At 73.7% G+C, this 26,603-nt stretch carries 23 protein-coding genes; 11 read left to right on the forward strand and 12 right to left on the reverse strand.

Going from position 1 to position 26,603, the window contains the following annotated elements; all coding sequences use genetic code 11:
- Positions 1-18: 18 nt before the first annotated feature.
- Positions 19-1,320: a TerD family protein gene (locus tag IE247_RS12455; RefSeq protein ID WP_190123090.1), complete on the reverse strand. Its 1,302-nt coding sequence runs from the start codon at positions 1,318-1,320 to the stop codon at positions 19-21.
- Between the two features lie 251 nt (positions 1,321-1,571).
- Between IE247_RS12455 and IE247_RS12460 the strand changes: the two genes are divergently transcribed.
- Together IE247_RS12460 and IE247_RS12465 are read left to right on the forward strand one after the other, a co-directional pair.
- Positions 1,572-2,039, forward strand: a complete 468-nt coding sequence (locus tag IE247_RS12460; protein ID WP_190123091.1) for a DUF6643 family protein — start codon at positions 1,572-1,574, stop codon at positions 2,037-2,039.
- A 473-nt stretch (positions 2,040-2,512) separates the two neighbouring features.
- Positions 2,513-4,990 carry a right-handed parallel beta-helix repeat-containing protein gene (locus IE247_RS12465; protein WP_190123092.1) on the forward strand — a complete coding sequence of 826 codons (2,478 nt, stop codon included), beginning with the start codon at positions 2,513-2,515 and terminating at the stop codon, positions 4,988-4,990.
- Here IE247_RS12465 and IE247_RS12470 read toward each other — a convergent pair.
- A complete protein-coding gene (locus tag IE247_RS12470; protein ID WP_190123093.1) occupies positions 4,933-7,464 on the reverse strand; it encodes a hypothetical protein in 2,532 nt (843 codons plus the stop codon). The two genes, IE247_RS12465 and IE247_RS12470, sit on opposite strands and share 58 nt — an antisense overlap.
- A 384-nt stretch (positions 7,465-7,848) precedes the next feature.
- Here IE247_RS12470 and IE247_RS12475 point away from each other — a divergent pair, with 384 nt between their 5' ends.
- Positions 7,849-8,706 (forward strand): DeoR/GlpR family DNA-binding transcription regulator, encoded by an 858-nt coding sequence (locus IE247_RS12475; protein WP_190123094.1) that lies wholly within the window; start codon positions 7,849-7,851, stop codon positions 8,704-8,706.
- 93 nt (positions 8,707-8,799) lie between these two features.
- Positions 8,800-9,237, forward strand: coding sequence for an SRPBCC family protein (locus IE247_RS12480; protein WP_190123095.1), 438 nt, complete (start codon positions 8,800-8,802; stop codon positions 9,235-9,237).
- Between the two features lie 4 nt (positions 9,238-9,241).
- On the opposite strand, the gene cds1 is transcribed toward IE247_RS12480, so the two are convergent.
- On the reverse strand, positions 9,242-10,384 hold the full coding sequence (gene cds1, locus IE247_RS12485) for an L-cysteine desulfhydrase Cds1 (protein WP_190123096.1): 1,143 nt from the start codon (positions 10,382-10,384) through the stop codon (positions 9,242-9,244).
- A gap of 206 nt (positions 10,385-10,590) precedes the next feature.
- Here cds1 and IE247_RS12490 point away from each other — a divergent pair, with 206 nt between their 5' ends.
- Together IE247_RS12490 and IE247_RS12495 are read left to right on the forward strand one after the other, a co-directional pair.
- Positions 10,591-10,914, forward strand: coding sequence for a hypothetical protein (locus IE247_RS12490; protein WP_190123097.1), 324 nt, complete (start codon positions 10,591-10,593; stop codon positions 10,912-10,914).
- Between the two features lie 230 nt (positions 10,915-11,144).
- Positions 11,145-11,693: an ATP-binding protein gene (locus tag IE247_RS12495; RefSeq protein ID WP_190123098.1), complete on the forward strand. Its 549-nt coding sequence runs from the start codon at positions 11,145-11,147 to the stop codon at positions 11,691-11,693.
- Between the two features lie 18 nt (positions 11,694-11,711).
- Here IE247_RS12495 and IE247_RS12500 read toward each other — a convergent pair whose 3' ends face one another.
- Together IE247_RS12500 and IE247_RS12505 are read right to left on the reverse strand one after the other, a co-directional pair.
- Positions 11,712-12,578 carry a YhjD/YihY/BrkB family envelope integrity protein gene (locus IE247_RS12500; protein WP_190123099.1) on the reverse strand — a complete coding sequence of 289 codons (867 nt, stop codon included), beginning with the start codon at positions 12,576-12,578 and terminating at the stop codon, positions 11,712-11,714.
- 100 nt (positions 12,579-12,678) lie between these two features.
- Positions 12,679-13,893: an ROK family protein gene (locus tag IE247_RS12505; RefSeq protein ID WP_190123100.1), complete on the reverse strand. Its 1,215-nt coding sequence runs from the start codon at positions 13,891-13,893 to the stop codon at positions 12,679-12,681.
- Between the two features lie 142 nt (positions 13,894-14,035).
- Between IE247_RS12505 and IE247_RS12510 the strand changes: the two genes are divergently transcribed.
- The gene (locus tag IE247_RS12510; RefSeq protein WP_190123101.1) at positions 14,036-14,350 is read left to right on the forward strand and encodes a DUF6332 family protein; all 315 of its coding nucleotides are present in this window, start codon (positions 14,036-14,038) and stop codon (positions 14,348-14,350) included.
- Here the strand turns inward: IE247_RS12510 and IE247_RS12515 are convergent.
- The 3 genes from IE247_RS12515 to IE247_RS12525 are packed head-to-tail and all read right to left on the reverse strand — an operon-like array spanning position 14,311 to position 17,069.
- Complete coding sequence (locus IE247_RS12515) at positions 14,311-14,976, reverse strand: response regulator transcription factor (protein ID WP_190123102.1); 666 nt, start codon at positions 14,974-14,976, stop codon at positions 14,311-14,313. The two genes, IE247_RS12510 and IE247_RS12515, sit on opposite strands and share 40 nt — an antisense overlap.
- A complete protein-coding gene (locus tag IE247_RS12520; RefSeq protein ID WP_190123103.1) occupies positions 14,973-16,265 on the reverse strand; it encodes a sensor histidine kinase in 1,293 nt (430 codons plus the stop codon). Before IE247_RS12520 ends, IE247_RS12515 begins: the two co-directional genes overlap by 4 nt.
- A 57-nt stretch (positions 16,266-16,322) precedes the next feature.
- Entirely contained in the window at positions 16,323-17,069 is a 747-nt protein-coding gene (locus IE247_RS12525) for a TetR/AcrR family transcriptional regulator (protein WP_190123104.1), read from the reverse strand.
- A gap of 201 nt (positions 17,070-17,270) precedes the next feature.
- On the opposite strand from IE247_RS12525, the gene IE247_RS12530 reads away from it, so the two are divergent.
- Entirely contained in the window at positions 17,271-17,723 is a 453-nt protein-coding gene (locus IE247_RS12530; protein ID WP_190123105.1) for a nitroreductase family deazaflavin-dependent oxidoreductase, read from the forward strand.
- A gap of 153 nt (positions 17,724-17,876) precedes the next feature.
- Here the strand turns inward: IE247_RS12530 and IE247_RS12535 are convergent, their stop codons facing one another.
- Positions 17,877-19,154, reverse strand: coding sequence for a geranylgeranyl reductase family protein (locus tag IE247_RS12535; protein WP_190123106.1), 1,278 nt, complete (start codon positions 19,152-19,154; stop codon positions 17,877-17,879).
- Between the two features lie 107 nt (positions 19,155-19,261).
- Between IE247_RS12535 and IE247_RS12540 the strand changes: the two genes are divergently transcribed.
- Together IE247_RS12540 and IE247_RS12545 are read left to right on the forward strand one after the other, a co-directional pair.
- Entirely contained in the window at positions 19,262-20,617 is a 1,356-nt protein-coding gene (locus tag IE247_RS12540) for a dipeptidase (protein ID WP_190123107.1), read from the forward strand.
- Positions 20,618-20,723: 106 nt separating this feature from the next.
- Positions 20,724-21,449 carry an MBL fold metallo-hydrolase gene (locus IE247_RS12545; protein ID WP_190123108.1) on the forward strand — a complete coding sequence of 242 codons (726 nt, stop codon included), beginning with the start codon at positions 20,724-20,726 and terminating at the stop codon, positions 21,447-21,449.
- Positions 21,450-21,455: 6 nt separating this feature from the next.
- Here IE247_RS12545 and IE247_RS12550 read toward each other — a convergent pair whose 3' ends face one another.
- Complete coding sequence (locus IE247_RS12550; protein WP_190123109.1) at positions 21,456-22,484, reverse strand: NUDIX domain-containing protein; 1,029 nt, start codon at positions 22,482-22,484, stop codon at positions 21,456-21,458.
- Between the two features lie 426 nt (positions 22,485-22,910).
- A complete protein-coding gene (locus tag IE247_RS12555; protein WP_190123110.1) occupies positions 22,911-23,876 on the reverse strand; it encodes an ROK family protein in 966 nt (321 codons plus the stop codon).
- Between the two features lie 215 nt (positions 23,877-24,091).
- Between IE247_RS12555 and IE247_RS12560 the strand changes: the two genes are divergently transcribed.
- A complete protein-coding gene (locus IE247_RS12560; protein ID WP_229869069.1) occupies positions 24,092-25,069 on the forward strand; it encodes a LacI family DNA-binding transcriptional regulator in 978 nt (325 codons plus the stop codon).
- Between the two features lie 19 nt (positions 25,070-25,088).
- Here IE247_RS12560 and IE247_RS12565 read toward each other — a convergent pair whose 3' ends face one another.
- Positions 25,089-26,393 carry a DUF6986 family protein gene (locus tag IE247_RS12565; protein WP_190123112.1) on the reverse strand — a complete coding sequence of 435 codons (1,305 nt, stop codon included), beginning with the start codon at positions 26,391-26,393 and terminating at the stop codon, positions 25,089-25,091.
- Positions 26,394-26,603 lie beyond the last annotated feature (210 nt).

Here is a 26,603-nt window from a genome sequence, read left to right on the forward strand (position 1 = left end):
CCGGCGGCGGAGCCACCGTCACTTGCGGCCCGGTGTCCAGTCCATGCCCCAGCCGTAGGCGCGGTCCATGGTCCGCTGGGGGCTCACTCCGCGCTCGGGCACGAGGAAGCGCGCCTCCCGCTGGACCACGAGGTCCGAGCCGGTGTTGGTGATCAGCGCCAGCGCGCAGACGGTGGAGGGCTCGGTGCACTCGCCCAGCGAGAACTCGATGGGCGTGCCGTGCTCGGGCCGGAGGGTGACCGTCGCGTCGAGGTCGGCGAAGCTGCGGGCGCCCTCGTAGACGGTGACGAAGATGACGACGCGGCGGAGGCTGTCCCGGTGGTCGAGGTTGATGGTGAGGTTCTCGCCGGACGTGCCGCCGGTGCGGTCGTCGCCGTCGAGATGGATGTACGGGGGCTGCTGGAGCGAGCCGAAGGCGTTGCCGAGGGCCTGGACGACTCCCTTGCGGCCGTCGGTGAGTTCGAAGAGCGCGCACAGGTCGAGGTCGAGCGCGGCGGGCGCGCCGAGGGCGCGGGTGAGCTTCGCGCCCCAGCCCTCCTTCTTCGGCTGGGAGCGCGTCTGCCAGCTGAGGTTGACGCGCATGGCCCCGGAGGTGCCGCCCGCCTTGGTGAGCGAGACGGAGGGGGACTCCTTGGTGAGGGTGACTTTGGTGAGGCGTACGGGGGTGGCCGGGGCGGCCTGCGCCGGTGCGGGGGCGGCGGCGGGCGGTGTCACAGCGGGTGCGGGCGGAGACGCGGGCACGGCGGCGGGCGCGGGCACGGCGGCAGTGGCAGTGGCGGCGGTGAGGCGCAGCGCGTCGGCGGTGACGCCGAAGTCCTGGGCCAGCCCCTGCGGTCCCGAGCTGTAGCCCTGTCCCACGGCCCGGAATTTCCACGCCCCCTGACGCCGGTACAGCTCGCCGAGGACGAGGGCCGTCTCGACGGTGGCGTCCTCGCTGTCGTAGGCGGCGATCTCCGTGCCCGACTCGGCGTCGACCAGGCGGAGCCGGAGCCAGGAGAGCGCGCTGGGCTCGCCCTCGCGGGGCACGGCGGTGAGCACGACCTTCTCGACGCCGGGCTCGACGGCGGCGAGGTCCACCGTGACGGCCTCGACCGGTCCGTCCGTCTCGGTCCCCGCGGCCTCGTGGCGGACCGAGCCGGAGGCGTGCGCGGGCCGGTCGCGGGAGACCGCGTCGGCGTCCGAGCGGACTCTGCCCGTGTCGGCCGCGAGAAGGAGGGCGACGGCGTCGACCCCGGGCGCGCCGGGGGCGGCGACCCGGCCCAGCTCCAGCCGGACCTTCCGGGCCGTCACCTGGGTGTTGGCTCCCTTGGACATGGACATGTTGGCTCCTGTCACGAGTGGCGGCGACCGGCCGGGCCGCCGGACGTCATTCTCGTCCTCACCTGCCCCGGGCACGGCTGCTGACCCCCGGGTAACCCGCTCTCAGCTCGCTCTTTACAGGATCCTTGCCCTGTCGAGCGACCGATTTTCCCGAGTTCGCTCGCTTTGGGGATCCATGGGTACGCGCATCCACCGAAACAACCCACATACCGGCCTCCCCAACCGGCACTCGTGGGCTTACCTTAGGTCCCATGACCTCCCCCCGCTCCACCTACGGCGGCGGCTACTACTCCGCTCCGTCCTTCGCCGACACCCCGATCTACGACTCCCTCGTCGCGGAGCGGGGCACGCCTCAGATCGCCCCGATCCGAGTGCCTTCCGCGTACGACAACGGCAACAGCCATCTGCCGGCGCTCCCATCGGCGCTGCCCGCCCTCCCGGCGGGCCCGTCGGCGCATCAGCCCGCGCCCGGTTACGGGTATCAGCAGCAGGCTCCCGCGCCGATGCCGCTCCAGCAGGCCGCGGCTCCGTACATCCCGCAGCAGCAGCCCGCGCCGCGCGGCTACCAGCCGGGGCACCCGGGTCAGCCCCAGCAGCAGCGCCCCGTGCCGACCGGCTACGAGGCGATGCGCCCGGCCGCCACGCGCCCCGCGCCCGCTCCGGGCCCCTCCGGCTATCAGGATCCCTACCACCGCCCCCACCCGGGCCAGGGTTACTGAGCCGAGCCTTCGAGACATCGGGCCGCCGGTCACCGCCGGTTCCTCCCGTCCGACCCCCGCGCCACGGGGTTCCCACCCGACGAGGTCTGTGGGAACTCCGTGGCGTGTGTCGTTCGTTGGGCGGTCGAGGACATGGCGGGGGGAGAGGGTGACGTTCCTCTCTCTTCTCCCTCCTCCCGCCGGCCTGGCGCCCGTGCCCTCGCGGCGTCCGGCGCGGGGAGGCTCCGGCGCGCCCGGCGGGCCTCGCGACCCGTCAACTCCCCGCCCTCACGCGCGCTACGGTGGTGCGACCCCGCTCACGGGGCGGGGCCGACAGGCCCCGGGGCCCGCCGTCCGGATGTGGCAGATCTTCCGGGCACACCCGGCGGATTCCGGGCAGGCCGGGCACGGAGCGGAAGGCAGGACCCAAGGGGGCGTCCCCCTTCTCCGAGGCGCGGCGGAAGCAGATCACGAGGTGGGGGCAGAGCAGCACGATGGCACAGGGCACGGTCCAGGTGACCCACACCGGCACATCGCGGTGGCGGCGCCGCACGGGCGAGTACGCGTCTCTGGCGGCGGCCCTGGAGGCGGCGGCCGACGGTGACGTGCTGACCGTCGCCCCGGGGACGTACCGCGAGAATCTGGTGATCCAGCGGGCGGTGACGCTCCGGGGGCCGGAGGGCTCACTCGGTTCGGTGCGGATAGCCCCCGCCGACGGGGTCCCGCTGACGGTGCGGGCGTCGGCCACCGTCCAGGATCTCCATGTGGAGGGGCAGGACACCACCGCGCCCGCGCTGCTGATCGAGGAGGGCACACCGGAACTGTCCGATCTGCGGATCTCCACGCGTTCGGCGGCCGGTCTCGAAGTGCGCGGCTCGGCCCGCCCCACCGTGCGCCGCTGCACCGTCGACAATCCCGCGGGCGTCGGCATAGCCGTGCTGGACGGCGCGGGCGGGGTGTTCGAGGAGTGCGAGGTGGTCTCGGCGGGCCAGTCGGGCGTCTCGGTGCGCGGCGGCGGCCATCCCCGGCTCGACCGCTGCCGGGTGCACCACGCCTCGGGCGCGGGCCTCGCCGTCACCGGCGAGGGCAGCACCCTGGAGGCCATCGGCTGCGAGGTGTACGAGATCAAGGGCGCGGGCGTACAGATCGCCTCGCGCGCCTCGGCGCATCTGACCGACTGCACCGTGCACCGCACCTCCGCCGACGGCGTCACCCTGGACACCGACGCCCTGCTCACCCTCTCCGACTGCGACATCCACGACGTCCCGGAGAACGCGATCGATCTGCGCTCCCGCTCGGTGCTCACCCTCACCCGCTCCACGGTGCGCCGCTTCGGCCGCAACGGTCTCTCGGTGTGGGACCCGGGCACCCGGGTGGACGCCAATCAGTGCGAGATATACGACAGCACGGGCGACTACCCGGCCGTGTGGATCAGCGACGGCGCGACAGCGGTCCTGGACTCCTGCCGCGTCCACGATGTTCCGGACGCGCTGTTCGTCCTCGACCGGGGCTCGCGGGTCGACGTGGTCGACAGCGATCTCTCCCAGATCCGCAACACGGCGGTGTCGGTGAGCGACGGGGCGACCGCGCAGCTGGACGACTGCCGGATCCGGGAGGCGTCCACCGGAGCCTGGTTCCGCGACCACGGCAGCGGGGGCACGCTGGCAGGCTGCACCATCGACACGGTCCAGACCGGAGTCATCGTCACCAAGGGGGCCGACCCGGTGATCGAGCGCTGCACGGTCACCGCACCCGCCGAGGCCGGGTTCTATGTGTCGGCCGAGGGGCGCGGCACCTTCCGGAACTGCCGGGTCACCGGCAGCGGGGGGTACGGCTTCCATGTGATGGCCGGCTGCCGGGCGACCCTGAGCCGGTGCCGCACCGAGCGGTGCGCGCGCGGCGGTTACGAGTTCGCGGACCCGGGTCTGCTGTTCGTGGAGGACTCCACGAGCGACGAGAGCGGCATGCGCGGCGCGGTGGAGTTCGCCGGCGCGCCGGCGGCGATGCCTTCGGCCGGGGGACTCACCCCGGTGCTCCCCGTACTGCCGGTGCTCCCGCCGATCCCCGCGGTGCTCCCCTCCCCCGCCGCCCCCGCGGCGCTCCCGGCCGCGCCGCCGGTGGCGGACGAGCCCCGGCGTACCTCGGACGCCGTCCTCGGCGAACTGGACGCGCTGGTCGGCCTGGAGAGCGTCAAGCGGGAGGTCCGCTCGCTGATCAATATGATCGAGGTGGGCAGACGCCGCCAGGAGGCGGGGCTGAAGGCCGCGTCCGTGCGCAGGCATCTGGTCTTCACCGGCTCCCCCGGCACCGGCAAGACGACCGTGGCCCGGCTCTACGGCGAGATACTGGCCTCGCTCGGGGTGCTGGAGCGCGGGCATCTGGTGGAGGTGTCCCGGGTGGATCTGGTCGGTGAGCACATCGGCTCCACCGCGATCCGCACCCAGGAGGCGTTCGACCGGGCGCGCGGCGGGGTGCTCTTCATCGACGAGGCCTACGCCCTCTCCCCCGAGGACTCCGGGCGGGACTTCGGCAAGGAGGCCATCGACACCCTGGTGAAGCTGATGGAGGACCACCGGGAGGCGGTGGTGGTCATCGTCGCCGGGTACACCGCGGAGATGGAGCGCTTCCTCTCGGTGAACCCCGGGGTCGCCTCCCGGTTCTCGCGGACCATCACTTTCCAGGACTACGGGGCCGACGAGCTGCTGAGGATCGTCGGCCAGCAGGCCGACGAGCACGAGTACCGGCTCGCGGAGGGCACCGGCGAGGCGCTGCGGAAGTACTTCGGCGCGCTGCCCAAGGGCCCCGCCTTCGGCAACGGCCGCACGGCGCGGCAGACCTTCGAGTCGATGGTGGAGCGGCACGCGGGCCGGGTCGCCGAGCTGAGCGACGCCGACACCGACGATCTGACGCTGCTCTACCCGGAGGATCTGCCCGAACTGCCTGAACTCCCTGAATCGCCCGAACTGCCCTGACCGTTCTCGGTGCCCCGGCGCTCCCCGTGTTGCGGGGACTGCCGGGGGATCATCGGATGGATCCGGTCCAGCAGGCCCCGGCGCTCCTCGGCGAAGGCCGGGTCGGCCTGATAGTCGGAGTGGCCGAGGATCGGTTCGGGCAGCGGGTGGACGCTGGTCCTGCCGTAGACCACCGGGTCCCGGAGGACCTCGTGGTCGACCGCCCGGCGGCCGGTCTCGTCGAGGACCCGCACCGGGCCGCCGATCGGGTCGGTGTGCCGCCACAGATTGCGCCAGCCCTCGACCTCGTCGCGGAGCTGGAGCAGGGCGGTGGGCCCGAAGTAGGCCGGGAACCAGCGGCCGTAGAGCCGCTCCAGCGGGGAGCCGTAGGTGAGCAGCGCGACCCGGCCCCGGGTGGCGGCGGGCAGCTGCCAGACGGCGGAGGCGGCGAGCACACTGCCCTGGGAGTGGCCGGAGATGACGAGCCGTCCGCCGGTCCGCTCGGTCCAGGTGGACATCCGCCAGGCGAGGTCGGGGACGGCCCGTTCGGCGTAGCACGGCGGGGCGAAGGGGTGCGCGGCGCGCGGCCAGAAGGTGCCGACGTCCCAGAGGATGCCGATGGTCCGGCGGGCGGAGGCGTCGCGGTAGGCGCGGCGGCCCCAGGTGACGAACAGTATGAAGCCGAAGCCGATCAGCCAGGAGCCGAGGTACTGGGCCGCCCCGGCGACGGATTCGTCGAGCCCGCTGTCGCCGAAGGCCCGACCGGGCACCTCTCCGCTGGCCCAGGCCCCGGCGACGGAACCCGCGCCGAGGATCAGGGTCGCGCCGGAGATGAGCCCGACCAGGCTGGGCGCGGTGTCGGTGAGATCGGCGCGGGCCCGGGCCCCGGCGATCCTGCGGGTACGGATCGGGTCGGGCCGCCAGCCGCCGGAGCCCGGGCCCGCCTCCGCCGCCCCGTACTCCTCCTCGACGTCCCGGGCGAACCGCCGGGCCGTCAGCCAGGTCCGCAGAGCGAGCCAGGCGAGGGGGGCGAGCAGCGCGAGCAGCAGGACGGGGATGACGGAGGCCTGCCAGCTGAGGAGTACGGGAGGTCCGGGGATGGTTCCGTCGCCGTCGAGCCCCGCGGTGCTCGGGCCGTCCAGCCAGTCGGCGACCCGCTGGGCGATGCCGCCGGTCATCACGCCGCCGAGGGCGCAGGCGAGCATGGCGACGGCCGGGCCGCCGAGGCCCCACAGCGCGGACCTCGGGTGGCGGGCGCGGCGCTGGAGCGCGAAGGCGACGGCGGCGAGCGCGACGGTCAGCGCGCCCTGTGCCAGCACGATCAGCCGGAAGGCCCACTCGCCGGGGAGGGTGCCGGTGGAGGCCCAGCCGGGCCGGTCCCAGAAGGCGTAGAGCAGGCAGAGCGCGAGGAGGGCGAGCGCGGCGCCGGGCAGGGCGCTGACGGCGGCGCGGTCCAGCCGGGCGTCGAACCGCCGTTCGCTGCGGCCCCTTCGGGCGATCACGCACACCACGAAGACGAAGAGGAGGCCGATCGCCGTCTCCAGCGTCCGGCCCGCGATGTCGAGCAGGGTGCTGTCGCCGTCGCGGTCGTGCCGGGCGGCGGGTCCGGCGACGGCGGCGGCCACGACGAGGAATCCGGCGGCGGTGTGGGCGGCGCGCAGCCGGGCGACGAGGCGTCTCCCGTACCAGAATCCGGGCCGTCCCAGAGCGGGCCGCAGGGTGGCCCCCGGCTCCGTGCCGCGGCCGGTCCCGGAGGAGGGGACGGAGGGGTCGGGGGAGGGGTCGGGGGAGTCGGGAGCCGTCTCCTCGCTCTCCTCCTCCTCTTCGTCGTCCGCTCCCGTGTCGCCCTCCGAGACGCCCGCTCCGGTGGGCGGGCGCTGGGACTCGTAAGCGCTCCAGGTGCGATTGGAGAGATACCAGAGCAGGACCACCAGACCCGCGGGCAGCACCGCGGCCAGGGCGAGCCGACGGCCGGGCTGGGACCACCAGCCGCCGTTCGCGCTGGAGAGGAAGCCGAGCCAGCCACGCCCGCGCGAGCAGTCGGGGGTGCCCGCGCACTGCCAGGCCGGCAGATCGAGGGTGACCTCGGCGGCGGCGGCCGTCATCAGCACGGTGAGGCTCAGCGCGATCAGCCGCACCAGCACCCCGTACAGCCGGGTGGTGCGGGGCATCCCCTTGGCGCGCGGGCGCATCCAGTGCGCCAGGTTGGCCACCATGAAGGGGAGCAGCAGCAGCCACAGGGCGCGGGCGCTGTTGCCGGAGGTGAGGTTGGACCAGCAGTACGCCTCGGGGATGGGCTGCTCGCGAGGGAAGGCCGGGTCGTTCTCCGCGTGTTCGTCCTCGGTGCGCCGGAAGACGGCGGCCTGCGCGTCGCCGGAGATCCTGACCGTGCGGGGGTCGCCGAGCATGTCCTGGGGGAAGGCTCCGCCGACGCCGTGGACCAGCAGTTCGAGCGCGGGTCCCTCTCTCTGCGAGTCCGGAGTTGCGGAAGACATGTCTGTGACTCGCTCTCTTGAGGGGGAAGACCGACCGGTGCGCGACCGCGCGTTCCTCGTTTCTCAGCGTCCCGGATCCGGGCACTTCATGACATGCCTCTCACCGAATCTCCGCGAGTGCGCACCGAAGGGGCCGTGAGAGGATGTGCGCCCTAGGTCCTGTCTTCGAAGTCCCGTCTGCCTGTCGTGCCCTGGCACGCCCGCTCGCGGCGTTGTCGTCGGTCGCCGACGCTCCGCGTCGACTCCCTCCTCCGCCTTGCGATCGCCCGCACCAGACCCCGCCAGACCCTCCCTACGGGAGGACGACGCTACTTCGAAGACACTCCCTAGCCGCTGGCGGAGCGTACGACGGATGACGACGACGTGGAAGGACCGGCCCCGGTAGTGACCGACAATCAGAACCTGCTCGCGGAGCAGCGGCGCGCACTCATCCTCGACGAGGTGCGCCGGCGCGGCGGGGTCCGGGTCAATGAACTCACCCGCAGGCTCAGTGTCTCCGACATGACCGTACGCCGGGATCTTGACGCGTTGGCCCGTCAGGGCGTCATCGAGAAGGTCCACGGCGGGGCGGTCCCGGTGGTGGAGGCGAGCACTCATGAGCCGGGGTTCGAGGCCAAGTCGGCGCTGGAGCTGAGCGCCAAGGAGGACATCGCCAGGGCGGCGGCGCGGATGGCGGTGCCCGGCAGCGCGATCGCGCTCTCCGGGGGTACGACGACGTTCGCGCTGGCGCACCATCTGCTGGAGGTGCCGGATCTGACGGTGGTGACCAACTCGGTGCGGGTGGCGGATGTGTTCCACTCCGCCCAGCGGCTGGGCGCTGCGGGCGCGCCCCGGCCGGGCGCGGCGACGGTGGTGCTCACCGGAGGGGTGCGCACTCCCTCGGACTCGCTGGTGGGGCCGGTCGCCGATCAGGCGATCCGCTCGCTCCACTTCGATGTGCTCTTCCTCGGGGTGCACGGGATCTCGGTGGAGGCGGGGCTGTCCACGCCGAATCTGGCGGAGGCCGAGACCAATCGGCGTTTTGTGCAGGCGGCGCGCCGGGTGGTGGTGGTCGCCGACCACACCAAGTGGGGCACGGTGGGGCTCAGCTCCTTCGCCCAGCTTTCGGAGGTCGGTGTGCTGGTCACGGACGCGGGGCTGTCGGCGCGGGCCCGGGAGGAGATCGCCGAGCATCTGCCGGGGCTGGTGGTGGCGGGTGCCCCCGAGGGCGGGGACGGAACGGACGACGGACGGGAGGTCTGAGGTGCGGACGCCAGGGCTCCGGTCGAGCGGACGCCGGTACGGGGAAGACCGGTACGGGTACGGGTACGGGGAAGACGGGCGCGGGTACGGGCGATGACCGTGTTCCGGCTGACGCGCGCGGTGACGCTGCCCGCCGACGAGACCTGGTGCCGCGTCACCGACTGGCGGGCCCACGCGGCGCGGGTGCCCGCCACCTCGCTCGCCTCGGTGACCGCCGGACCGGTCCGCGAGGGCACGGTGCTGGTGATGCGGTCGGCGGTGGGACGGATCGGCTTCGACGACCCGATGGAGATCGTCCGCTGGGAGCCGCCCGGTCAGGACCGCGCGGGGCGCTGCCGGCTGGAGAAGCGGGGCGCCCTCATCACCGGCTGGGCCGAGATCGAGGTGCTCCCGCGCGGCCCCGGCTCGGTGGTGGTCTGGTCCGAGGAGCTGCGCGTCCGTGCGCTGCCGCGTCCGCTGGACCCGCTGGTGGCCCGGGTCGGCCGGCGGGTGTTCGGCCGCGCGCTGGACGGGCTGCTGCGAGGGCGCTGACGCTTCAGGCAGCCGTCTCGGGCCAGCGGCCGGTGGCGAGGAAGGCGTCGAGTTCACGGGCGTAGGGCGCGATGTCCAGCCCCTGTTCGGCGAGCCAGTCGTCGGAGTAGTACTTGTCGAGATAGCGGTCGCCCGGGTCGCAGAGGAGGGTGACCACGCTGCCCCGCCGTCCGTCGCGGACCATTTCCGCGACGATCTTCAGCGCGCTCCACAGCCCGGTGCCGGTGGAGCCGCCCGCCTTCCGCCCGATCGCCGCGTCGAGCGCCCGTACGGCGGCGACGCTGGCCGCGTCGGGGACCTTCATCATCCGGTCGACGGCCCCGGGGACGAAGCTCGGCTCCATACGGGGGCGGCCGATGCCCTCGATGCGGGAGCCCGCCTCGGTGGACGCGTTGGGGTCGCCCCGGGTCCAGCCGTCGAAGAAACAGGAGTTCTCCGGGTCGGGGACGCAGATCCGGGTGTCGTACTGCATGTAGTGCACATAGCGGGCGATGGTCGCCGAGGTGCCCCCGGTGCCGGCGGTGGCGACGATCCAGGTGGGCTCGGGATAGCGCTCCAGCCTGAGCTGCTGGTACATGGACTCGGCGATGTTGTTGTTGCCGCGCCAGTCGGTGGCCCGTTCGGCGTAGGTGAACTGGTCCATGTAGTGGCCGCCGGTCCGTTCGGCGAGCGCGGCGGACTCCTCGTACATCCGCCGGGGGTCGTCCACGAAGTGGCACCTCCCGCCGTGGAATTCGATCAGGCGGATCTTCTCGGCGCTGGTGGTGCGCGGCATCACGGCGACGAAGGGGACGCCGATGAGGCTCGCGAAGTACGCCTCGGAGACGGCGGTCGAGCCGCTGGACGCCTCGATGACGGGCCGGTCCGGGCGGATCCAGCCATTGCAGAGCCCGTAGAGGAAGAGGGAGCGGGCCAGCCGGTGCTTCAGACTGCCGGTGGGGTGGGTGGACTCGTCCTTGAGATAGAGGTCGATCCCCCACCGCTCGGGCAGCGGAAACCTCAGGAGATGGGTGTCGGCCGAGCGATTGGCGTCGGCCTGGACCTTGCGCACCGCTTCCTTCAGCCAGGCCCGGTACTCGGGGTCGCTGCGGTCGACATCGACGGTCGCGACCGCCTCTTCCGTCACACGCCTGTCCTCGTTCTCCATGCCCGCCATCCTCGCCCGCGCCGCCGCCCTGACCTCCGTACTCGCCACAGTAAGCCCCCCACCAGCAGAAACGATCACTTGGGGGATCCATAGGAAGTACTTGTGGTTCAGTTGGCCGTGGCATGCGCCTATCCCCTGGTATCCCCGGCGGGAGTTGGGCAGACTGCCACCAGGAAAGCCAGGAAAGCGATGAAGGGGGTGGGGGCATGGCGATGGCCGAGCCGGAGTTCCGTGCCACAGGCGTACGGATCGAACGCTGGCCGCGCTCGCTCACCAAGGCGGGTCAGGTCCTGATCAAGGACGGCAAGCTGGAGCTGCTCACCAGCTACGGACGGGTGATCGACAGCGCCCCGGTCCGCGCGGTGCGGGCGGGGAAGGCCTGGTTCACCGACGAGTCGAGCACCGCGCTGACGGTGAACGGCAAGCGATATCGGCTGACCATGGGTCAGCGCGACCACCGGGCCGACCCGGAGACGCTGGCCGGGCGTTTCCTCAAGGCCGTCCGGGGGGCGGGCGCCGCCGAGGACTGACCGAGCGCGCCCCGTCCGGGGCCGTCCGGCCGAAGGCCCTCGTGGAGCACGCCGAGTTGCGGGACGGTGATCACTGCCTCACTCTGGTGTCATATCACTCAGGGTGCCTATGCGGTGACACTGCGATGCTCGCGGTGGATCGTACGCATCACCGGGCACGACTCAGCAGGCAGCCACACTGCTGGATCCGACCTTCGTCTTCTTCCGGACCACTTCGGGGAGTCGCAGCCGTGATCAGCAAGTCAAGCAGGCACTGCACGGTGGAGCTCCAGGCGCTGCCGTCGCGGATCGGTCAGGTCCGCAGAATCGTATCGGCGCAACTGCGCTACTGGCATCTCGATCCTCTGATCGACCAGGCGGCGCTCGGCGTCACGGAATTGCTGACCAATGTTCATCGGCACGCCGAGCCCGACAAGATGTGCGTCGTGGACATCGAGCTGCTGTCCGACCGGCTCACGGTCTCGGTCCATGACCACGACCCCCGGATCCCGGCCGCGCCCGCCGTGCCGGACGGCGATCTCTTCGCCACCTCCGGGCGCGGGCTCTCCCTGATAGCGGCGGTGAGCGACCAGTGGGGCGTACGGCCCAGGGGCGAGACGGGCAAGACGGTCTGGTTCACGCTCGCCGCCCCTCCGGCCGAGGAGGACGCCCCGCCCCCGCCGGAGGCGGCCGCCCCGGTGCGGGAGGCGCACGACGTGCACGAGGCACATGAGGTACACAAGGTGCACGAGGTGCATGAGGTGCACGAGCCGCTGGCCGCGCCGGCCGCGGCGGGCTGAGAGCGCACACCACGGCCGTCAGGGCCCGCCCCCGCCCGGGGGCGGGCCCAGTTCGCGTTCCAGCCGCCGGCGCACCCTCCCCTCGTGGACGAGCCGGCCGACCAGCGCGCCGCCGTAGACGACCACCCCCACGCCGACCAGCCAGGACTGAAGCACCAGCACGGTTCCGAACGGCCCGTAGGTGACCGCGTTCGAGGCGATCAGCGGGGAGAAGACGAACTGGGAGAAGATCCGCAGCCCCAGCATGGCCAGGGCGGTCACCAGCGCGCCGGGCAGCAGGGCCCGCCAGCGGACCCGGCCGCCGAGCAGCAGGCGCTGCGCGATCCAGAAGAAGAGGAAGGTGCCGGTCACATCGGCCAGCGCGGCGCCCGCCGTGCCGACGGCGGAGTCGGAGGGGGCCGGGGTGTTGACGAAGACCAGCAGGGAGAAGACGAGCAGGGCGAGGAAGACGACATGGCGCCACATGGTGTGCCAGCGCGCGGTGGGCAGGTCCCAGACCTTCTCGTACCCCGTCTGGACGGCGGATCCGAAGGTCAGCCCGAAGGCGGCGAGGGCGGCGAGACCGAAGGCCGTGGTGCGCTGGAGCGCGGTGCCCGGCACCCCGAAGAGCCTCTCCACCTCGTCCTGCGAGGCCTGGGTGACCCCGAGCGCCTGCCCCAGCCAGCGGGCGAAGCCCTGTCCGCTCGCGGGGTCGGCCGCCGCGACGACGACCAGCAGCGGTACGAGGGTGAGGAAGCCGAGCGCGGCGAAGCCCATGGCGCGGTGCAGCAGCTCGATCTCCCTGGCCCGGTTCCAGGCGAGGGCGGCCTGCGAGGAGAGCAGCCGTACGCGCAGTCGCTGGACGCGGTACGAGGGGGGTCTCGCGCCGGCGGGCTGAGGGCTCATGCCTTCATCGCCTACCCGTTCCCGGCGCTCCGGGCGTCACCCGTGCCCCCGGACGGGTGGTTCCGGTACCCCGGGTGCGAGCCGGGCGCGGGCGCGCGTCTCAGGCCAGCGCGCCCAGGGGGTCGTCGAGGACCGGCTGCCAGGCGAGTTCCGCCGCGCCCACCAGGCTGTTGTGGTCGAGGGTGCAGGCCAGGATCGGGACGCCGCCGCCGCGCCCCCACAGACCCCGGTCGGCGACCACCGCGCGCAGCCGCTCGGGGTCGGCGGCCAGGAGTTCGCGGTGGAGTCCGCCGAGGATGATGCGGTCGGGGTTGAGGATGTTCACCAGCCCGGCGAGCCCCAGGCCGAGCCGGTCGATCAGCCGCTCGCGGGCGGCCAAAACCGCCGGGTCGGCGGGCTCCGCGCGGAGCAGCTCCCGGGACCGCTGGAGGAGGGAGACCTCGGGGCCGGGCTCGCGGCCCGCCTCGGTGAGGAAGGCCAGCGGATCGGTCTCGACGTCGAGGCAGCCCCGGCCGCCGCAGTGGCAGGGGCGGCCGTCGGGGTCGACGGTGAGATGGCCGACTTCCAGGGCCAGCCCGGAGCTGCCCGTGTGGAGCCGCCCGTCGAGGACGAGCGCGCCGCCGACGCCCCGGTGGCCGGTGGCGACGCAGAGCAGCTGCCGCGCGTCCCGGCCCGCGCCGTGGCGGTGCTCAGCGAGCGCGGCGAGATTGACGTCGTTGCCGGTGAAGACGGGTCCGTCGATGCCCGCCGCGCGCACCCGGGCGGCGAAGATGGCCCGTACGGGGGCTCCGGCCGGCCACGCGATGTGCAGCGGGTTGAGCGCGGTCCCCTCGGGTTCGGCGATGGCGGACGGCACCGCGAGGCCCGCGCCCACGCACCTCCGGCGGCTGTCGCGCAGCAGCCCCGCCCCCGCGTCGACGACCGCGCCGATCACCTGGGCCGGGTCGGCGGCGACGGTGACACAGCCCGGCGCGGTGGCGACGATCCGGCCGCCGAGTCCGACGAGGGCCGCGCGGAATCCGTCGGCGTGGATCTGGGCGGCGAGCACGACCGGGCCCGTCTCGTCGAGGGAGAGACGGTGGGAGGGCCGGCCCTGGGAACCGGCCGGGGCGGCGGGCCGGGAGTCGACCCGGATCAGGCCGAGCGCCTCCAGTTCGGCCGCGACCGCGCCCGCGGTGGCCCGGGTGACGCCGAGTTCGGCGGTGAGGAGGGCGCGGGTGGCCGCGCGGCCGGTGTGCACCAGTTCCAGAGCGGGGCCGAGTGCGCCGCGGCCCCTTTCCAGCTTTGTCCTGGTACTCGTCGCCTTGCCGTTCATGAGGGCGAGTCTCCCACGGTCCGGAGGCGCTCCGGCCGCCGCGACCCCGCGCGCGGACGTACGGCGGGGGGCCGGGGGACGGCGGGGAGGTCGGGGGCTCCTCGTCTTGCCCGGTGGCCGCCGGGGCTGTGAGACTGCGGAGATGACACAACGCACCCAGGCCGACCGCGACGCGATCACCGTCGAGATCGGGTACGCGCTGCTGAGCGGGGTGTTCGTGGCCGCGGTGGTCTTCGGCGCGATCGCCGGTCCCGGGCTGGCGTTCGCCCTGCCGCCCGCCGTCGAGCACGGGCTGCTGCTCGCGGGCGGCGCGGCCGCGGCGATCGTCTTCACGATCCGGGTCGTGACGGTCCTCTGGCGCTTCGCCCGCCCCCGGGCCGAGACCGCGGGCGCGGGCGCGGGCGGCCCTGGGCGGGATCAGCCCAGCCAGCCGGGCCGGACGAGCCCCGACTCGTAGGCGAGCACCACGAGCTGGGCCCGGTCGCGCGCGCCCAGCTTCACCATGGTGCGGCTGACATGGGTCTTGGCCGTCAGCGGGCTGACGACCAGCCGCCGCGCGATCTCGTCGTTCGACAGCCCGATGCCGACCAGGGCCATCACCTCCCGCTCCCGGTCGGTGAGATCGGCCAGCGCCGCCGCGTCCGCGGGCGCCCTGGAGCGGGCCGCGAACTCCGCTATCAGCCGCCGGGTCACCCCCGGCGACAGCAGCGCGTCCCCGCCCGTCACGGCCCTGATCGCGCGCAACAGCTCGTCCGGCTCGGTGTCCTTGACCAGAAAGCCCGAGGCGCCGGAGCGGATCGCCTCAAAGACGTACTCGTCCAGCTCGAAGGTGGTCAGCATGACGACCCTCACCTCGGTGAGCAGCGGATCCCCGGTGATCTCCCGGGTGGCGGCGAGTCCGTCGAGCACCGGCATCCGGATGTCCATCAGCACGACGTCCGGGCGCAGTTCGCGCACCAGCCGCACCGCCTCCTCGCCGTCGGCGGCCTCGCCCGCCACCCCGATGTCCCGCTGGGCGTCCAGCAGCGCCCGGAACCCCGCCCGGACCAGCAGCTGATCGTCCGCGAGCAGTACCCGGATCATCCCGTTCCCCCGTCGGTCATGGTGTCTCCATTCTGTTGTACGGGGAGGGCGGCCCGCCGTACGGGGAGATCGGCCCGCACCCGGAAGCCGCCGTCGGGCCGGACACCGGCCTCGATGACGCCGCCGAGCGCCGCCGCCCGCTCCCGCATCCCGGCGAGTCCGTTGCCGCTGCCGCCCGCGTCGGAACCGGTGGCCGGGCCGTCGTCGTCGACATGGAGCGCGAGGCGGTCCCTCCCGTACACGATCCGTACTCTGGCCCGGCGCGAACCCGAGTGCCGCACCACATTGGTGAGCGCCTCCTGCACGATACGGAAGGCCGCGAGGTCGGTGCCGGGCGGCAGCGGGAAGGACGCGCCGCCGGTGGCGACGGTGACGTCGAGACCGGCGGTCGCGGCCTGTTCGACGAGTTCGGGGAGGCGGTCCAGGCCGGGGGCGGGGGCGCGGGGCGCGTCTCCGGGGGTCCGCAGGCCGTCCAGGACCTGGCGCACCTCCCCCAGTGCCTCCTTGCTCGCCGCCTTGATCGTGGTGAGCGCGGTACGGGCCTGCTCCGGGTCGCTGTCGAGCAGGGCGAGTCCGACGCCCGCCTGGACGTTGATGACCGAGATGGAGTGGGCCAGCACATCGTGGAGTTCCCGGGCGATCCTCAGCCGCTCCTCGTCGGCGCGGCGGCGGGCGGCCGCCGCGCGTTCGGTCCGCTGGCGGATCCACTCCTCCTTCTTGATGCGGGCCAGCTCCGAGGCGGCGAGGACCGCGCACACCCAGGCGGCGGCGATCAGTTCGTGTCCCCAGGGCGCGGCCCGGTCGCCGGCCGGGGGCAGATGGCGGTGGAGCCAGTGGGCGAAGAGCGCGTGGCAGGTCCAGAACGCGCCGACGGTCCACCAGGCGGCCTGTCTGCGGCCGGAGACCACGGCGGTGAACACCGTGATCACCAGGGGGACGAACACCGGGCCGTACCGGTGTCCGACGGCGAGGAAGGCCAGCGTCACGACGGCGGTTCCGGCGAGCGCGAGAACGGGCCTGCGCCGGCGCAGCGGCAGAAACGCCGGGACCAGCAGCAACAGCGCCCACGCCAGGGGGGTGAGCCGCTCGTGGCCCTCGCCGTGGGACGCGAAGGCCGTGCCCACCGGGACGGAGGCGGCCACCACCAGGCTGGAGAGCCACGGCGTACGGCGCGGTCCGCGCCCGTGTCCGTTTCCGTGCGCCCAGCGGCGTCGCCGCGCCGGGCGGCCGTCGGGCGCGGCGGCGCCGCCGGGCGGGTGGGGCGGGCCGCCGCGCCGCTGCTCTTCCATGCGGCCACGCTAGACGGGGGCGGGCGGTGGGGCGTCAGCCCTGCGTGGTGATCGGGTCTACTCCCCCGGGAGTACGGCGGGGGCGGGCGGGGATCCGGGGGTGTGCGCGCCGAGTCCGATCTCGTGGGCGAGGCGGGCGGCGGCATGGGCGAAGAAGGCGTCCCGGTCCTCGACGACATGGTTGAACTGGCCGAAGAGTTCGAAGGAGATCAGCCCGAAGAGCTGCGGCCAGGCGGCCACCAGTGCGACGACGACGGCGGGCGGCAGATCGGGGGCGAGCGTGGCGGTGAGCCGGTGGGCCTCGGGGCGCAGCTCCTCGCCGAGGGGCGGGAGGGCGAGGCCGCCGGAGCGGTGCGCGTCGCGGACGACGGAGATCAGCGCGTTGCCGACGCGGGCGGCGGGGACGACGGTGTCCCGGGGGGCGGTGTAGCCGGGCACCGGGGAGCCGTAGATCAGGGCGTACTCATGGGGGTGGGCGAGGGCCCAGGCGCGCACGGCGCGGCAGAGGTCGACCCAGCGGGCGGCGTGGGCGGCCGGGCCGGTGGGGGTGGGGCCGGTGGCGAGCGCGGATTCGGCGGCGGCGCCGATGGAGTCGTAGGCGTCGACGATGAGGGCGGTCAGCAGTTCGTCGCGGCTGGGGAAGTAGCGGTAGAGGGCGGAGGAGACCATGCCCAGCTCCCGGGCGACCGCCCGGAGGGAGAGCTTGGCCGCGCCCTCGGCGGCCAGCTGTCTGCGGGCCTCGTCCTTGATGGCGGCGGTGACTTCGATGCGGGCGCGGGCCCGGGCCCCTCGGATCGTGGTCATGGGGAGCAGTCTTTCATGTTTCAGAGCAGTGCCCATTAAAGAGAGCGGTGATCTGGAGCGAGGGGGGGCGCTCCAGTATGAGAGCAGGGGACATTTTCGAGAGCACTGCTCTTGCTTTGGAGTGGGTGACCGGTGCACACTGATCTCAAGAGAGAGCACTGCTCTCGAAATGAAGGCCCTCACCCTCCCTGGAGCCCCGCCGTGTCGACACAGACCCACTACATCCGGCCCAACCGCTTCGACAGCGCCCTGAACAACGCCATCGGCTGGCTCGCCCGCCACGGGGTGAGCCTCATGGGCAGTCAGCAGCTCTCCGTGCTCGGCCGGAGCAGCGGCGAGTGGCGGAGCATCCCGGTCAACCCGCTCTCCCACGGGGGCGAGACCTATCTCGTCTCCGCCCGCGGCCACTCCCAGTGGGTGCGCAATCTGCGCGCCGCGGGCGGCGGGCGGCTCCGGCTCGGCCGCCGGACCCGCCCGTTCACCGCGGTGGAGCTGCCCGACGCGGAGAAGCCCGCCCTGCTCCGCGACTATCTGGAGCGCTGGGGCTGGGAGGTCGGCCGCTTCTTCGGCGAGGTGAACGCCGACTCGACCGACGAGGAGCTGCTCGCCGCCGCCCACCGGCACCCGGTCTTCCGGGTCACGGTCACCGGGTGACCGGCCCGACGGCCCGGTGGTCCACCGACCCGCCACCACCCGGCGTACCGCCCGACGGGACCGACGTACCGCCCGACACCACCGACGGGACCGACCCCGGACATGCCGGAGGCGGCCCCGCCGCGAGCCGCGGGACCGCCTCCGGACGACCGCTCAGCCGCGCGAGGCGGCGCGCCGGTCCAGGGTCTCCATCGCGCGGCGGGCCACCGCGCTGGTGCGGACGAGACCGGCCAGCGTGGTCGCGCCCCGGGTGATGTCGGCGAAGGCCCGCCAGGCCGGCCGCAGCCCGGTGATCGCGGCGTGGAAGATGCCGGGGCGGCGCTCGAAGGCGGAGAGCAGCCTGCGCCCCACCCCCATCTCCACCCCGAGCCCGGCCTTGATGGCGAAGGCGTAGTTCAGCGCCTGCCGGCGGGCGTCCACCGCGTCATGGGCCTCCGAGATCCGGACCGCCCACTCCCCCGCGAGTCGCCCGGAGCGCAGCGCGAAGGAGATTCCCTCGCGCGTCCACGGCTCCAGCAGCCCCGCCGCGTCCCCGCAGACGAGGACCCGGCCCCGGGAGAGCGGCGAATCGTCACTGCGGCAGCGGGTCAGATGCCCCGAGGAGATCTCGGGCTCGAAGCCCGCCAGGCCCAGCCGGGCGATGAAGTCCTCCAGATAGCGCTTGGTCGCCGCGCCCTCGCCGCGCGCCGAGATCACGCCGACCGTCAGCGTCTTCCCCTTGGGGAACACCCAGCCGTAACTCCCCGGCATCGGGCCCCAGTCGATGAGCACCCGGCCCGCCCAGTCCTCGGCCACCGGGTCCGGCACCGGGATCTCGGCCTCCAGACCCAGATCCACCTGGTCGAGCTTGACCCCGACATGTGCCCCTATCCGGCTGGCGCTGCCGTCCGCGCCGACGACCGCCCGCGCGAGGACGGTCTCCCCGTCGGAGGTCACCACGGCCACCGTGCGCCGGTCCGGCACGGCCGGACCGTGCTGCTCCACCCGGGAGACGGTGACGCCGGTGCGCAGGGTCGCGCCCGCCTTCTGCGCGTGCTCGACCAGCAGCGCGTCGAACTCCGGACGGTTGATCAGCCCGAAGAGGGTCTTCTTGGAGCGGCGCGTACGGGTCAGTCTGCCGTTCAGGGTGAAGGTGACGGCATGCACCCGCTCGCGCAGGGGAAGCTCGAATCCGGGCGGAAGACTGTCACGGGAGGGGCCGATGATCCCTCCGCCACAGGTCTTGTAGCGCGGCAGTTCGGCCTTCTCCAGCAGCAGCACCTGACGGCCCGCCACCGCCGCCGCATATGCCGCCGAGGCCCCGGCGGGCCCGGCGCCGACGACTACGACGTCCCACACCGTCTCGTCGTGCTCCACTGCCTCTTCTGCCCCGGTGCCGCCGTTCTCGCTGCTCACGATGTGCTTCTGCTCCCGATCCGACGCGTTCCCCATGCTCTCGACGGCATCCTACGGCGGTCCTCTCGCATCGCTGTGGGAGGATCGACCACACATTTGCCGTACACACATCGCCTAACGTCGCACCCCCCAGGAGCGTGCCCATGACCGCCGATCCGATCGCCGAGACCGTCGCCGCCCTGCTGCCCCGCGCCAAGGCGGAGCTGGCCGAGCTGGTGGCCTTCAGATCGGTGGCGGATCCGGCGCAGTTCCCGAAGAGCGAGTGCGAGGCCGCCGCCGCCTGGTGCGCCGACGCGCTGCGCGCCGAGGGCTTCGAGGATGTCGCGGTGCTGGACACGCCGGACGGCAGCCAGGCCGTCTACGGCTCGCTGCCCGGCCCCGCCGGCGCGCCGACGGTCCTGCTGTACGCGCACTACGACGTTCAGCCGCCGCTGGACCTGGACGCCTGGGTGTCGCCGCCCTTCGAGCTGACCGAGCGCGACGGCCGCTGGTACGGCCGGGGGGCCGCCGACTGCAAGGGCGGCTTCATCCTGCATCTGCTGGCACTGCGCGCCCTGAAGGCGAACGGCGGGGTGCCGGTGTCGGTCAAGGTCATCGTGGAGGGCTCGGAGGAGCAGGGCACCGGCGGACTGGAGCGGTACGCGGAGGCGCACCCCGAGCTGCTCGCCGCCGACGCCGTCGTCATCGGCGACTCCGGGAACTTCCGCGAGGGGCTGCCGACGGTCACGGCGACGCTGCGCGGTATGACGATGGTCCGCCTCCAGGTGGACACCCTGGCAGGGAATCTGCACTCGGGGCAGTTCGGCGGCGCGGCCCCGGACGCGCTGGCGGCGCTGATCCGCGTACTGGACTCGCTGCGCGCCGAGGACGGCTCGACCACCGTCGACGGTCTGGACGCCGAGCAGAGCTGGACCGGGCTCCAGTACCCGGAGGCGGACTTCCGCACGGACGCCAAGGTGCTCGACGGTGTGGAGCTGATCGGCTCCGGCACGGTCGCCGACCGCATCTGGGCGCGGCCGGCCGTGACCGTCATCGGCATCGACAGCCCCGCCGTGATCGGCGCCACGCCTTCGGTGCAGTCGAGCGCCGGTGCGCTGATCAGCCTGCGGGTCCCGCCGGGCCGGAACGCGGCCGAGGTGACCGGGCTGCTCACCGCGCATCTGCGGGCGCACACCCCGTGGGGCGCGCGGGTGACGGTGGAGCAGGTCGGCCAGGGGCAGCCGTTCCAGGCGGACGTGGACAGCCCGGCGTACGCCGCGATGGCGGACGCGATGCGGGTCGCCTACCCCGGCGAAGAAATGCAGACGTCCGGTATGGGCGGCTCGATCCCGCTCTGCAACACGCTCGCCGAGCTGTACCCGGAGGCGGAGATTCTGCTGATCGGGCTGAGCGAGCCGAAGGCGCAGATCCACGCGGTCAACGAGTCGGTCTCGCCCACCGAACTGGAGCGGCTGTCCGTCACCGAGGCGCTCTTCCTGCGGAACTACGCGGCGGGCTGAGCCCCGCCCGCCGAGCGTAGGCAGCGCCCCGGGCGCCGGAGTGTGCGCCTCTGCCCTCGGCAGAGCGCCCTCGCCGGGGGCCGGGGCGCTGCCTACGCTCGGCCGTATGGAGATCATCGAGGTACTCCCGGAGCTGTCCCTGCTGCGTTTCCCGGTCGGTCAGGCCTATCTCTGGCGGGACGGGGACGGGTTGACGCTGATCGACGCGGGGCCGATCGGCGCCGGGGCGCTGATCGCGGACGCCGTGACCGGGCTGGGGCTGCACCCCCGTGATGTACGCCGGATCGTGCTGACGCACTTCCACGAGGACCATGCGGGCGGGGCGGGCGAGTTCGCCGCGCTGAGCGGCGCGCCCGTGCTGGCGCACCGTTTGGACGCGCCGTTCGTCCGGGGGGACGCGCCGGGCCCGCCGCCGCTGTTCGAGGAGTGGGAGCTGCCCATCCACGCGGAGGCGGCCAAGCTGCTCCCGCCGCCGTCGGTCCTGCCCGTCCGGCCCGCCGAGGTGGTGGAGGTGGCGGACGGCGAGGTGCTGGACTTCGGGGGCGGGGCGCGCGTGGTGTCCGTGCCGGGTCATACGGAGGGCAGCATCGGGCTCCATCTGCCGGGCCGCGGCGTGCTGTTCACCGGGGACGCGGTCGCCGCGTCGCCGGTGGACGGCCAGGTGATGATGGGGGTGTTCAACCTGGACCGGGAGCGCACGCTCGGCTCCTTCCGGAAGCTGGCGGCGCTCGACTCGGAGGTGGCGTGCTTCGGCCACGGCGATCCGGTGCGCGCGAACGCCTCGGCGGTGCTCAGGGCGGCGACGGAGCGGGACCGCGTCGGGCCGGCGTGAGACGACCTAATACGGAACTCCCGCTTCCAGATAGAGGGCGGTGCCGCGCTCACGGGCGCGCAGGGCCCAGCGCAGCCGTTCGTACCGCAGCGGCGGAAGCAGCCGCTGGGCCTCCTGCTCGGTGACGAAACGCCAGTCGCGCAGTTCCGCGCCGGGCAGCAGCACCCGCGCCGCCTCGTCGCCGCCCAGCCGGCCGCCGTCGTAGAGCAGCCGCAGACCTCCGTAGCCGGGGGGCCGGGGCGGCTCCCAGTCGGCGACGAGCAGCCGGGGCACCCGGTCCAGCCGGATGCCGAGTTCCTCCGCGACCTCGCGCATCCCGGCGCGGGCGGGGGCCTCGCCCTGTTCGACGACGCCGCCGGGGAACTCCCAGCCGGGTTTGTAGGTGGGGTCGACGAGCAGCACCCTGTCCTCCTCGTCGAAGAGGAGGACCCCGGCGGCGAGGGTCTCCGTGGTCGGCTCGGGCGTCTGCACGATCTCGCAGACGCCCGCCTCCCCGGTGCGCACCGCTTCGGCGATCCGGTGGGCGGTCTGCCGGTGGTCGAGCCCCGCGGTGTCGATGACATGGGCGTCCTCGGTGATCCACTCCAGCGCGGCGAGATAGGGCTCGATCCGGCCGTACGCCCACTGCTCCCCGGCGGCCCCGCCCGGGGGGCCGGGCTCCACGCCGATGGCGGCCCGGCCGCGCAGGATCGATTCGTCCGGCCTCAGCAGTACTTGGCGGACCGGGATCCGCCGGGAGGCCAGACCGCCGAAGATCTCGTCCCGGTACTCCTGGCGCAGCAGGGTCATCGGGACCACCAGCACCCCGCCCACCTCGGCCAGCAGCGCGGCCGCCGTGTCCACCACGAGCCGCCGCCAGCTCGGCAGATCCTGATAGTCGCTCACCTCGGCGAGCCGCTTCGGCGGCAGCATCACGCGCAGCCCCGCGCCGATGAGTCCGGGGTCGTACAGGGTGCTGTTGGGGATCAGGTCGATCAGTTCTCGCGCGGTGGCGGTCTTGCCCGCTCCGAACGCACCGTTGATCCAGATGATCACGGTTCCCCCCTCTTCCGTCGCCCACTGTGGATTGCCCGGAACACACTGCCACGGAAACCCCCCGGGGGGCTCGGCCAGGGCTCCGGGCCCCGGGGGCCCGCGCCGCCCCCGGTCCGGCGCGGCGGCGCGGGACCCCGCGCCGGGAACACGGCGTGATGGGACTGCCCGGTGTCGAGCGGTCCGCCGGGAGCGGACCGGAGCCGCCCCGCCGCCGTCGGGCCGCGCCCATGGTGCGAACGTCGTAGGCACGTTGGTCGCCGACGGCGCGCCGAGGCCCGGTCCGGCCGGGCGTACCGGGCCGATCTCAAGATCACACGGTGATGATCCCCGGGGAGCGGAACCGGTCCGGCACCCGGTGGAAGGGGTACGGGGGACCCGACGCGGGTCCGGCGGTCGGGCTCCTCGGCGGCGCTCAGCAGCGGTGCTTCAGCAGCGGCCGACGGTACGGGCGGATCCGGTGTTCCGGGCGATCCGGGAGGCGGTGGCCGCCGCGCCCAGCAGGCCCGCGTCCGCGCCCGTGAGGGCGGGCGCGACGGTCAGCCCGCGGACGAAGGAGAGGGTCGCGTAGTCGCGCAGGGAGCGGCGCAGCGGCGCGAAGAGGACCTCTCCCGCGCCCGCGACTCCCCCGCCGATCACGGCCGTCTCGATCTCCACCAGGGTGGCCGTCGCCGCGATCCCCGCCGCGAGCGCCTGGGCGGCCCGCTCGAAGGAGGCCACGGCGATCGGGTCGCCCGCCCGGGCGGCTGCGGCCACGGCGGCGGCCGAGACATCGCCGTCCGGGCCGGGCAGCCAGCCGTGTTCCAGGGCCCGCCGGGCGATGTTGGGGCCGCTGGCGATCCGCTCCACACAGCCGCGCCCGCCGCAGGGGCAGAGGTCCCCGTCCAGATCGACGCTGATGTGGCCGATGTGCCCGGCGTTCCCGGTCGGTCCGGGGTGCGGGCGGCCGTCGATCACCAGACCGCCGCCGACCCCCGTGGAGACGACCATGCACAGGGCGTTCCGGCAGCCGCGCGCCGCGCCCCGCCAGTGTTCGGCGGCCGTCATCGCGACCCCGTCGCCGACCAGCACGACGGGGAGTCCGCCGGCCGCCAGGGCGACCCGGGAGACCAGGGGGAAGTCGCGCCACGCGGGCACGTTGACCGGACTGACCGTGCCCGCCGACGCGTCCACGGGTCCCGCGCTGCCGATGCCGATGGCACGGGCGCGGGCCCACAGCGGCGAGCGCGACAGCTCGCCGAGGACGGTGGCGACGGCGGCCATCACCGTCTCCGCGTCCTCGTGCGCGGGGGTGGGCAGCCGGGACCGCAGCCGGATGCGACCGCCGCCGTCGACCAGCGCGCCGGCGATCTTGGTGCCTCCTATGTCCAGGGCGGCGACGAGGTCTTTATGCATCGGTGCGGCATCCCCCGGTGAACTGGTCGAACCTGCGGCGTCGAGAACAGTCTTCATTCACCTGACAACGTTGTCCAGGCTCTATGCTCACCGCTACACATTCGCATACACGCCGTACGACGACAGGATTGCGCGCTGTGGCCGATACCGATCGCTCTCCGTTCACGCCCGGGCGTCCCCGGGGTCCTGAGCTCCGCTACGGCAATCGGCCGACCATGAAGGACGTCGCCGCGCGTGCCGGAGTCGGGCTCAAGACCGTCTCACGCGTAGTCAACAGTGAGCCCGGCGTGACACCCGACACGGAGCGCCGGGTGCAGGAGGCGATCGAGTCCCTGGGGTTCCGCCGCAACGACAGCGCGCGGGTGCTGCGCAAGGGCCGTACCGCGTCCATAGGCCTGGTGCTGGAGGATCTCGCCGACCCGTTCTACGGCGCGCTGAGCCGGGCGGTGGAGGAGGTCGCCCGGGCCCACGGCACGCTGCTCATCAACGGGTCGAGCGCCGAGGACCCCGACCGTGAGCAGGAGTTGGCGCTCGCGCTCTGCGCGCGCCGGGTGGACGGGCTGATCGTGATCCCGGCCGGTGACGACCACCGCTATCTGGAGCCGGAGATCAGGGCGGGGATAGCGACGGTGTTCGTCGACCGCCCGGCCGGGCGGATAGACGCGGACACGGTGCTCTCGGACAGCTTCGGCGGCGCGCGGGCGGGCGTGGCCCATCTGATCGCGCACGGCCACCGCCGGATCGGCTTCATCGGCGACCGCCCGCGCATCCACACGGCGGTGGAGCGGCTGCGCGGCTACCGCACGGCCATGGCGGACGAGGGCCTGGCGGTCTCGGACTCCTGGGTCTCCCTGGGCACCACCGCGCCGGAGCGGGTGCGCGCGGCGATGCTGGAGATGCTGACCGGGCCCGAGCCGGTGACGGCGGTGTTCGCGGGGAACAACCGGGTGACGGTGACGGTGGTGCGGGTCCTCGCGGAACAGCCGCGCCGCGTCGCCCTGGTGGGCTTCGACGACATCGAACTCGCGGATCTGCTGGGTATCACGGTGATCGCCCAGGACTCGGCCGCGCTGGGGCGCACGGCGGCGGAGCAGCTCTTCCGCAGGCTCGACGGGGTGGAGGAGAAGCCGGTGCGGGTCGCGCTGCGGACCATGCTCATCCCCCGGGGCTCGGGCGAGATCCCGCCCTCCTGAGCACGGCGGCCGACCGCCCTCACCGCTCCGGGTCCACCACTCCTCGGGGCGGCCGGGCGAAGCCCGTCAGCTCCGCGCGGCTCAGTCCGGTGAGCCGGGCGACCTCCCCGGCGTCCAGCGCCCCGCAGTCGAGACCGCGCAGCAGATGGGCGCCGAGGGCCCTGGCCGTGGCGGGCTCGTCGAGGACGCCCCCGCCGTCCGCGCGTCGCTCCGGGTCCGCGTACGCGGCGAGCCTGGCCGCCGTCCGCTCCAAGTCCTCCCGGTAGTGGGCGAACACGGCGGCGTAGCGGGTCGGCAGCTGGCCGGGGTGGATGTCCCAGCCCTGGTGGTAGGCGCGGGCGAGGGCCCGGCGGACCAGCCCGTAGTGCAGCCGCCAGGCCTCGTGGACCCGGGCGGTGGGTCCCGTGGGCAGGAGGTTGGCGGAGCCGTCGCTGACCCGTACGCCGGTGCCCGCGGCGGCGACCTGCATCACGGCCTTGGCGTGGTCGGCGGCCGGGTGGTCGCTTCTCTGGTGGGCCGGGCCGATGCCGAGGGCGGCGCTGTAGTCGAAGGTGCCGTAGTGCAGTCCGGTGGCGCGGCCGTCGGCCGCGTCGATCATCCGCGCGACGGTGGCCGTGCCGTCGGCTGCGAGGATCGACTGGCTGGTCTCGATCTGGATCTCGAAGCCGATCCGGCCCGCCGGGAGTCCATGGGTCTCCTCGAAGGCTCCGAGGAGCCGGGCGAAGGCCGCGGCCTGCTCGGCGAAGCTGACTTTGGGGAGGGTGAGGACGAGCCCCCCGGGCAGTCCGCCCGCCGCCATCAGCCCGGTGAGGAAGACATCGAGGGTGCGGACGGCCCGGGCGCGGACGGCGGGCTCCAGGCACTTGGTCCGGATGCCCGTGTACGGGGCGGCCGTGCCGTCCTCGTACGCGCGGGCGACGAGCAGGGCGGCGCGCGCCGCGTCCGCGTCCTCTTCGGCGTCGGTGCGGCCCCGGTAGCCGTCCTCGAAGTCGATCCGCAGATCTTCCACGGGCTCGCTTTCGAGCTTGGCCCGTACGCGGTGGTGGACCGGCTCCGCGAGACGGTCCGGGAGTCCGACGGCGGCGGCGAAGGCCCCGGCGTCCGGGGCGTGTTCGTCGAGCGCGGCGAGCGCCCGGTCGCCCCAGGAGCGGACGGTCCCGGCAGTGAGGGCGTCGGCGGGAACGTAGACGGTGTGGACGGGCTGGCGGGTGCCGGGGTCTCCGGGGTAGCGCCGGGTCAGCTCCGCGTCGACCGGCGCGAGGGCCGCGTCGATCTCCGCCCCGACCGCCGGGCCGAGGCTGGTGGCGATCCGCCGGTCCGTCATGCGAACACCCTCCCGGTTCCGCTCAGGCGAAGCTAACGGCGGCCGCGGCCCTCGTCAACGGCCCGGGAACGGCCGGGGGCCGTACGGAGTCGGTCTCCGTACGGCCCCCGGCGCGGCTCGCGTGCTGTGTCAGTTCTTGCGGTGGTCGATGTCTTCGGTGAGTTGGGGCAGGACGGTGAAGAGGTCTCCGACGACGCCGTAGTCGGCGAG

Origin of the sequence: Streptomyces inusitatus (genome assembly GCF_014651115.1) — a bacterium.
GTDB classification, from domain to species: Bacteria; Actinomycetota; Actinomycetes; order Streptomycetales; family Streptomycetaceae; genus Streptomyces; species Streptomyces amakusaensis.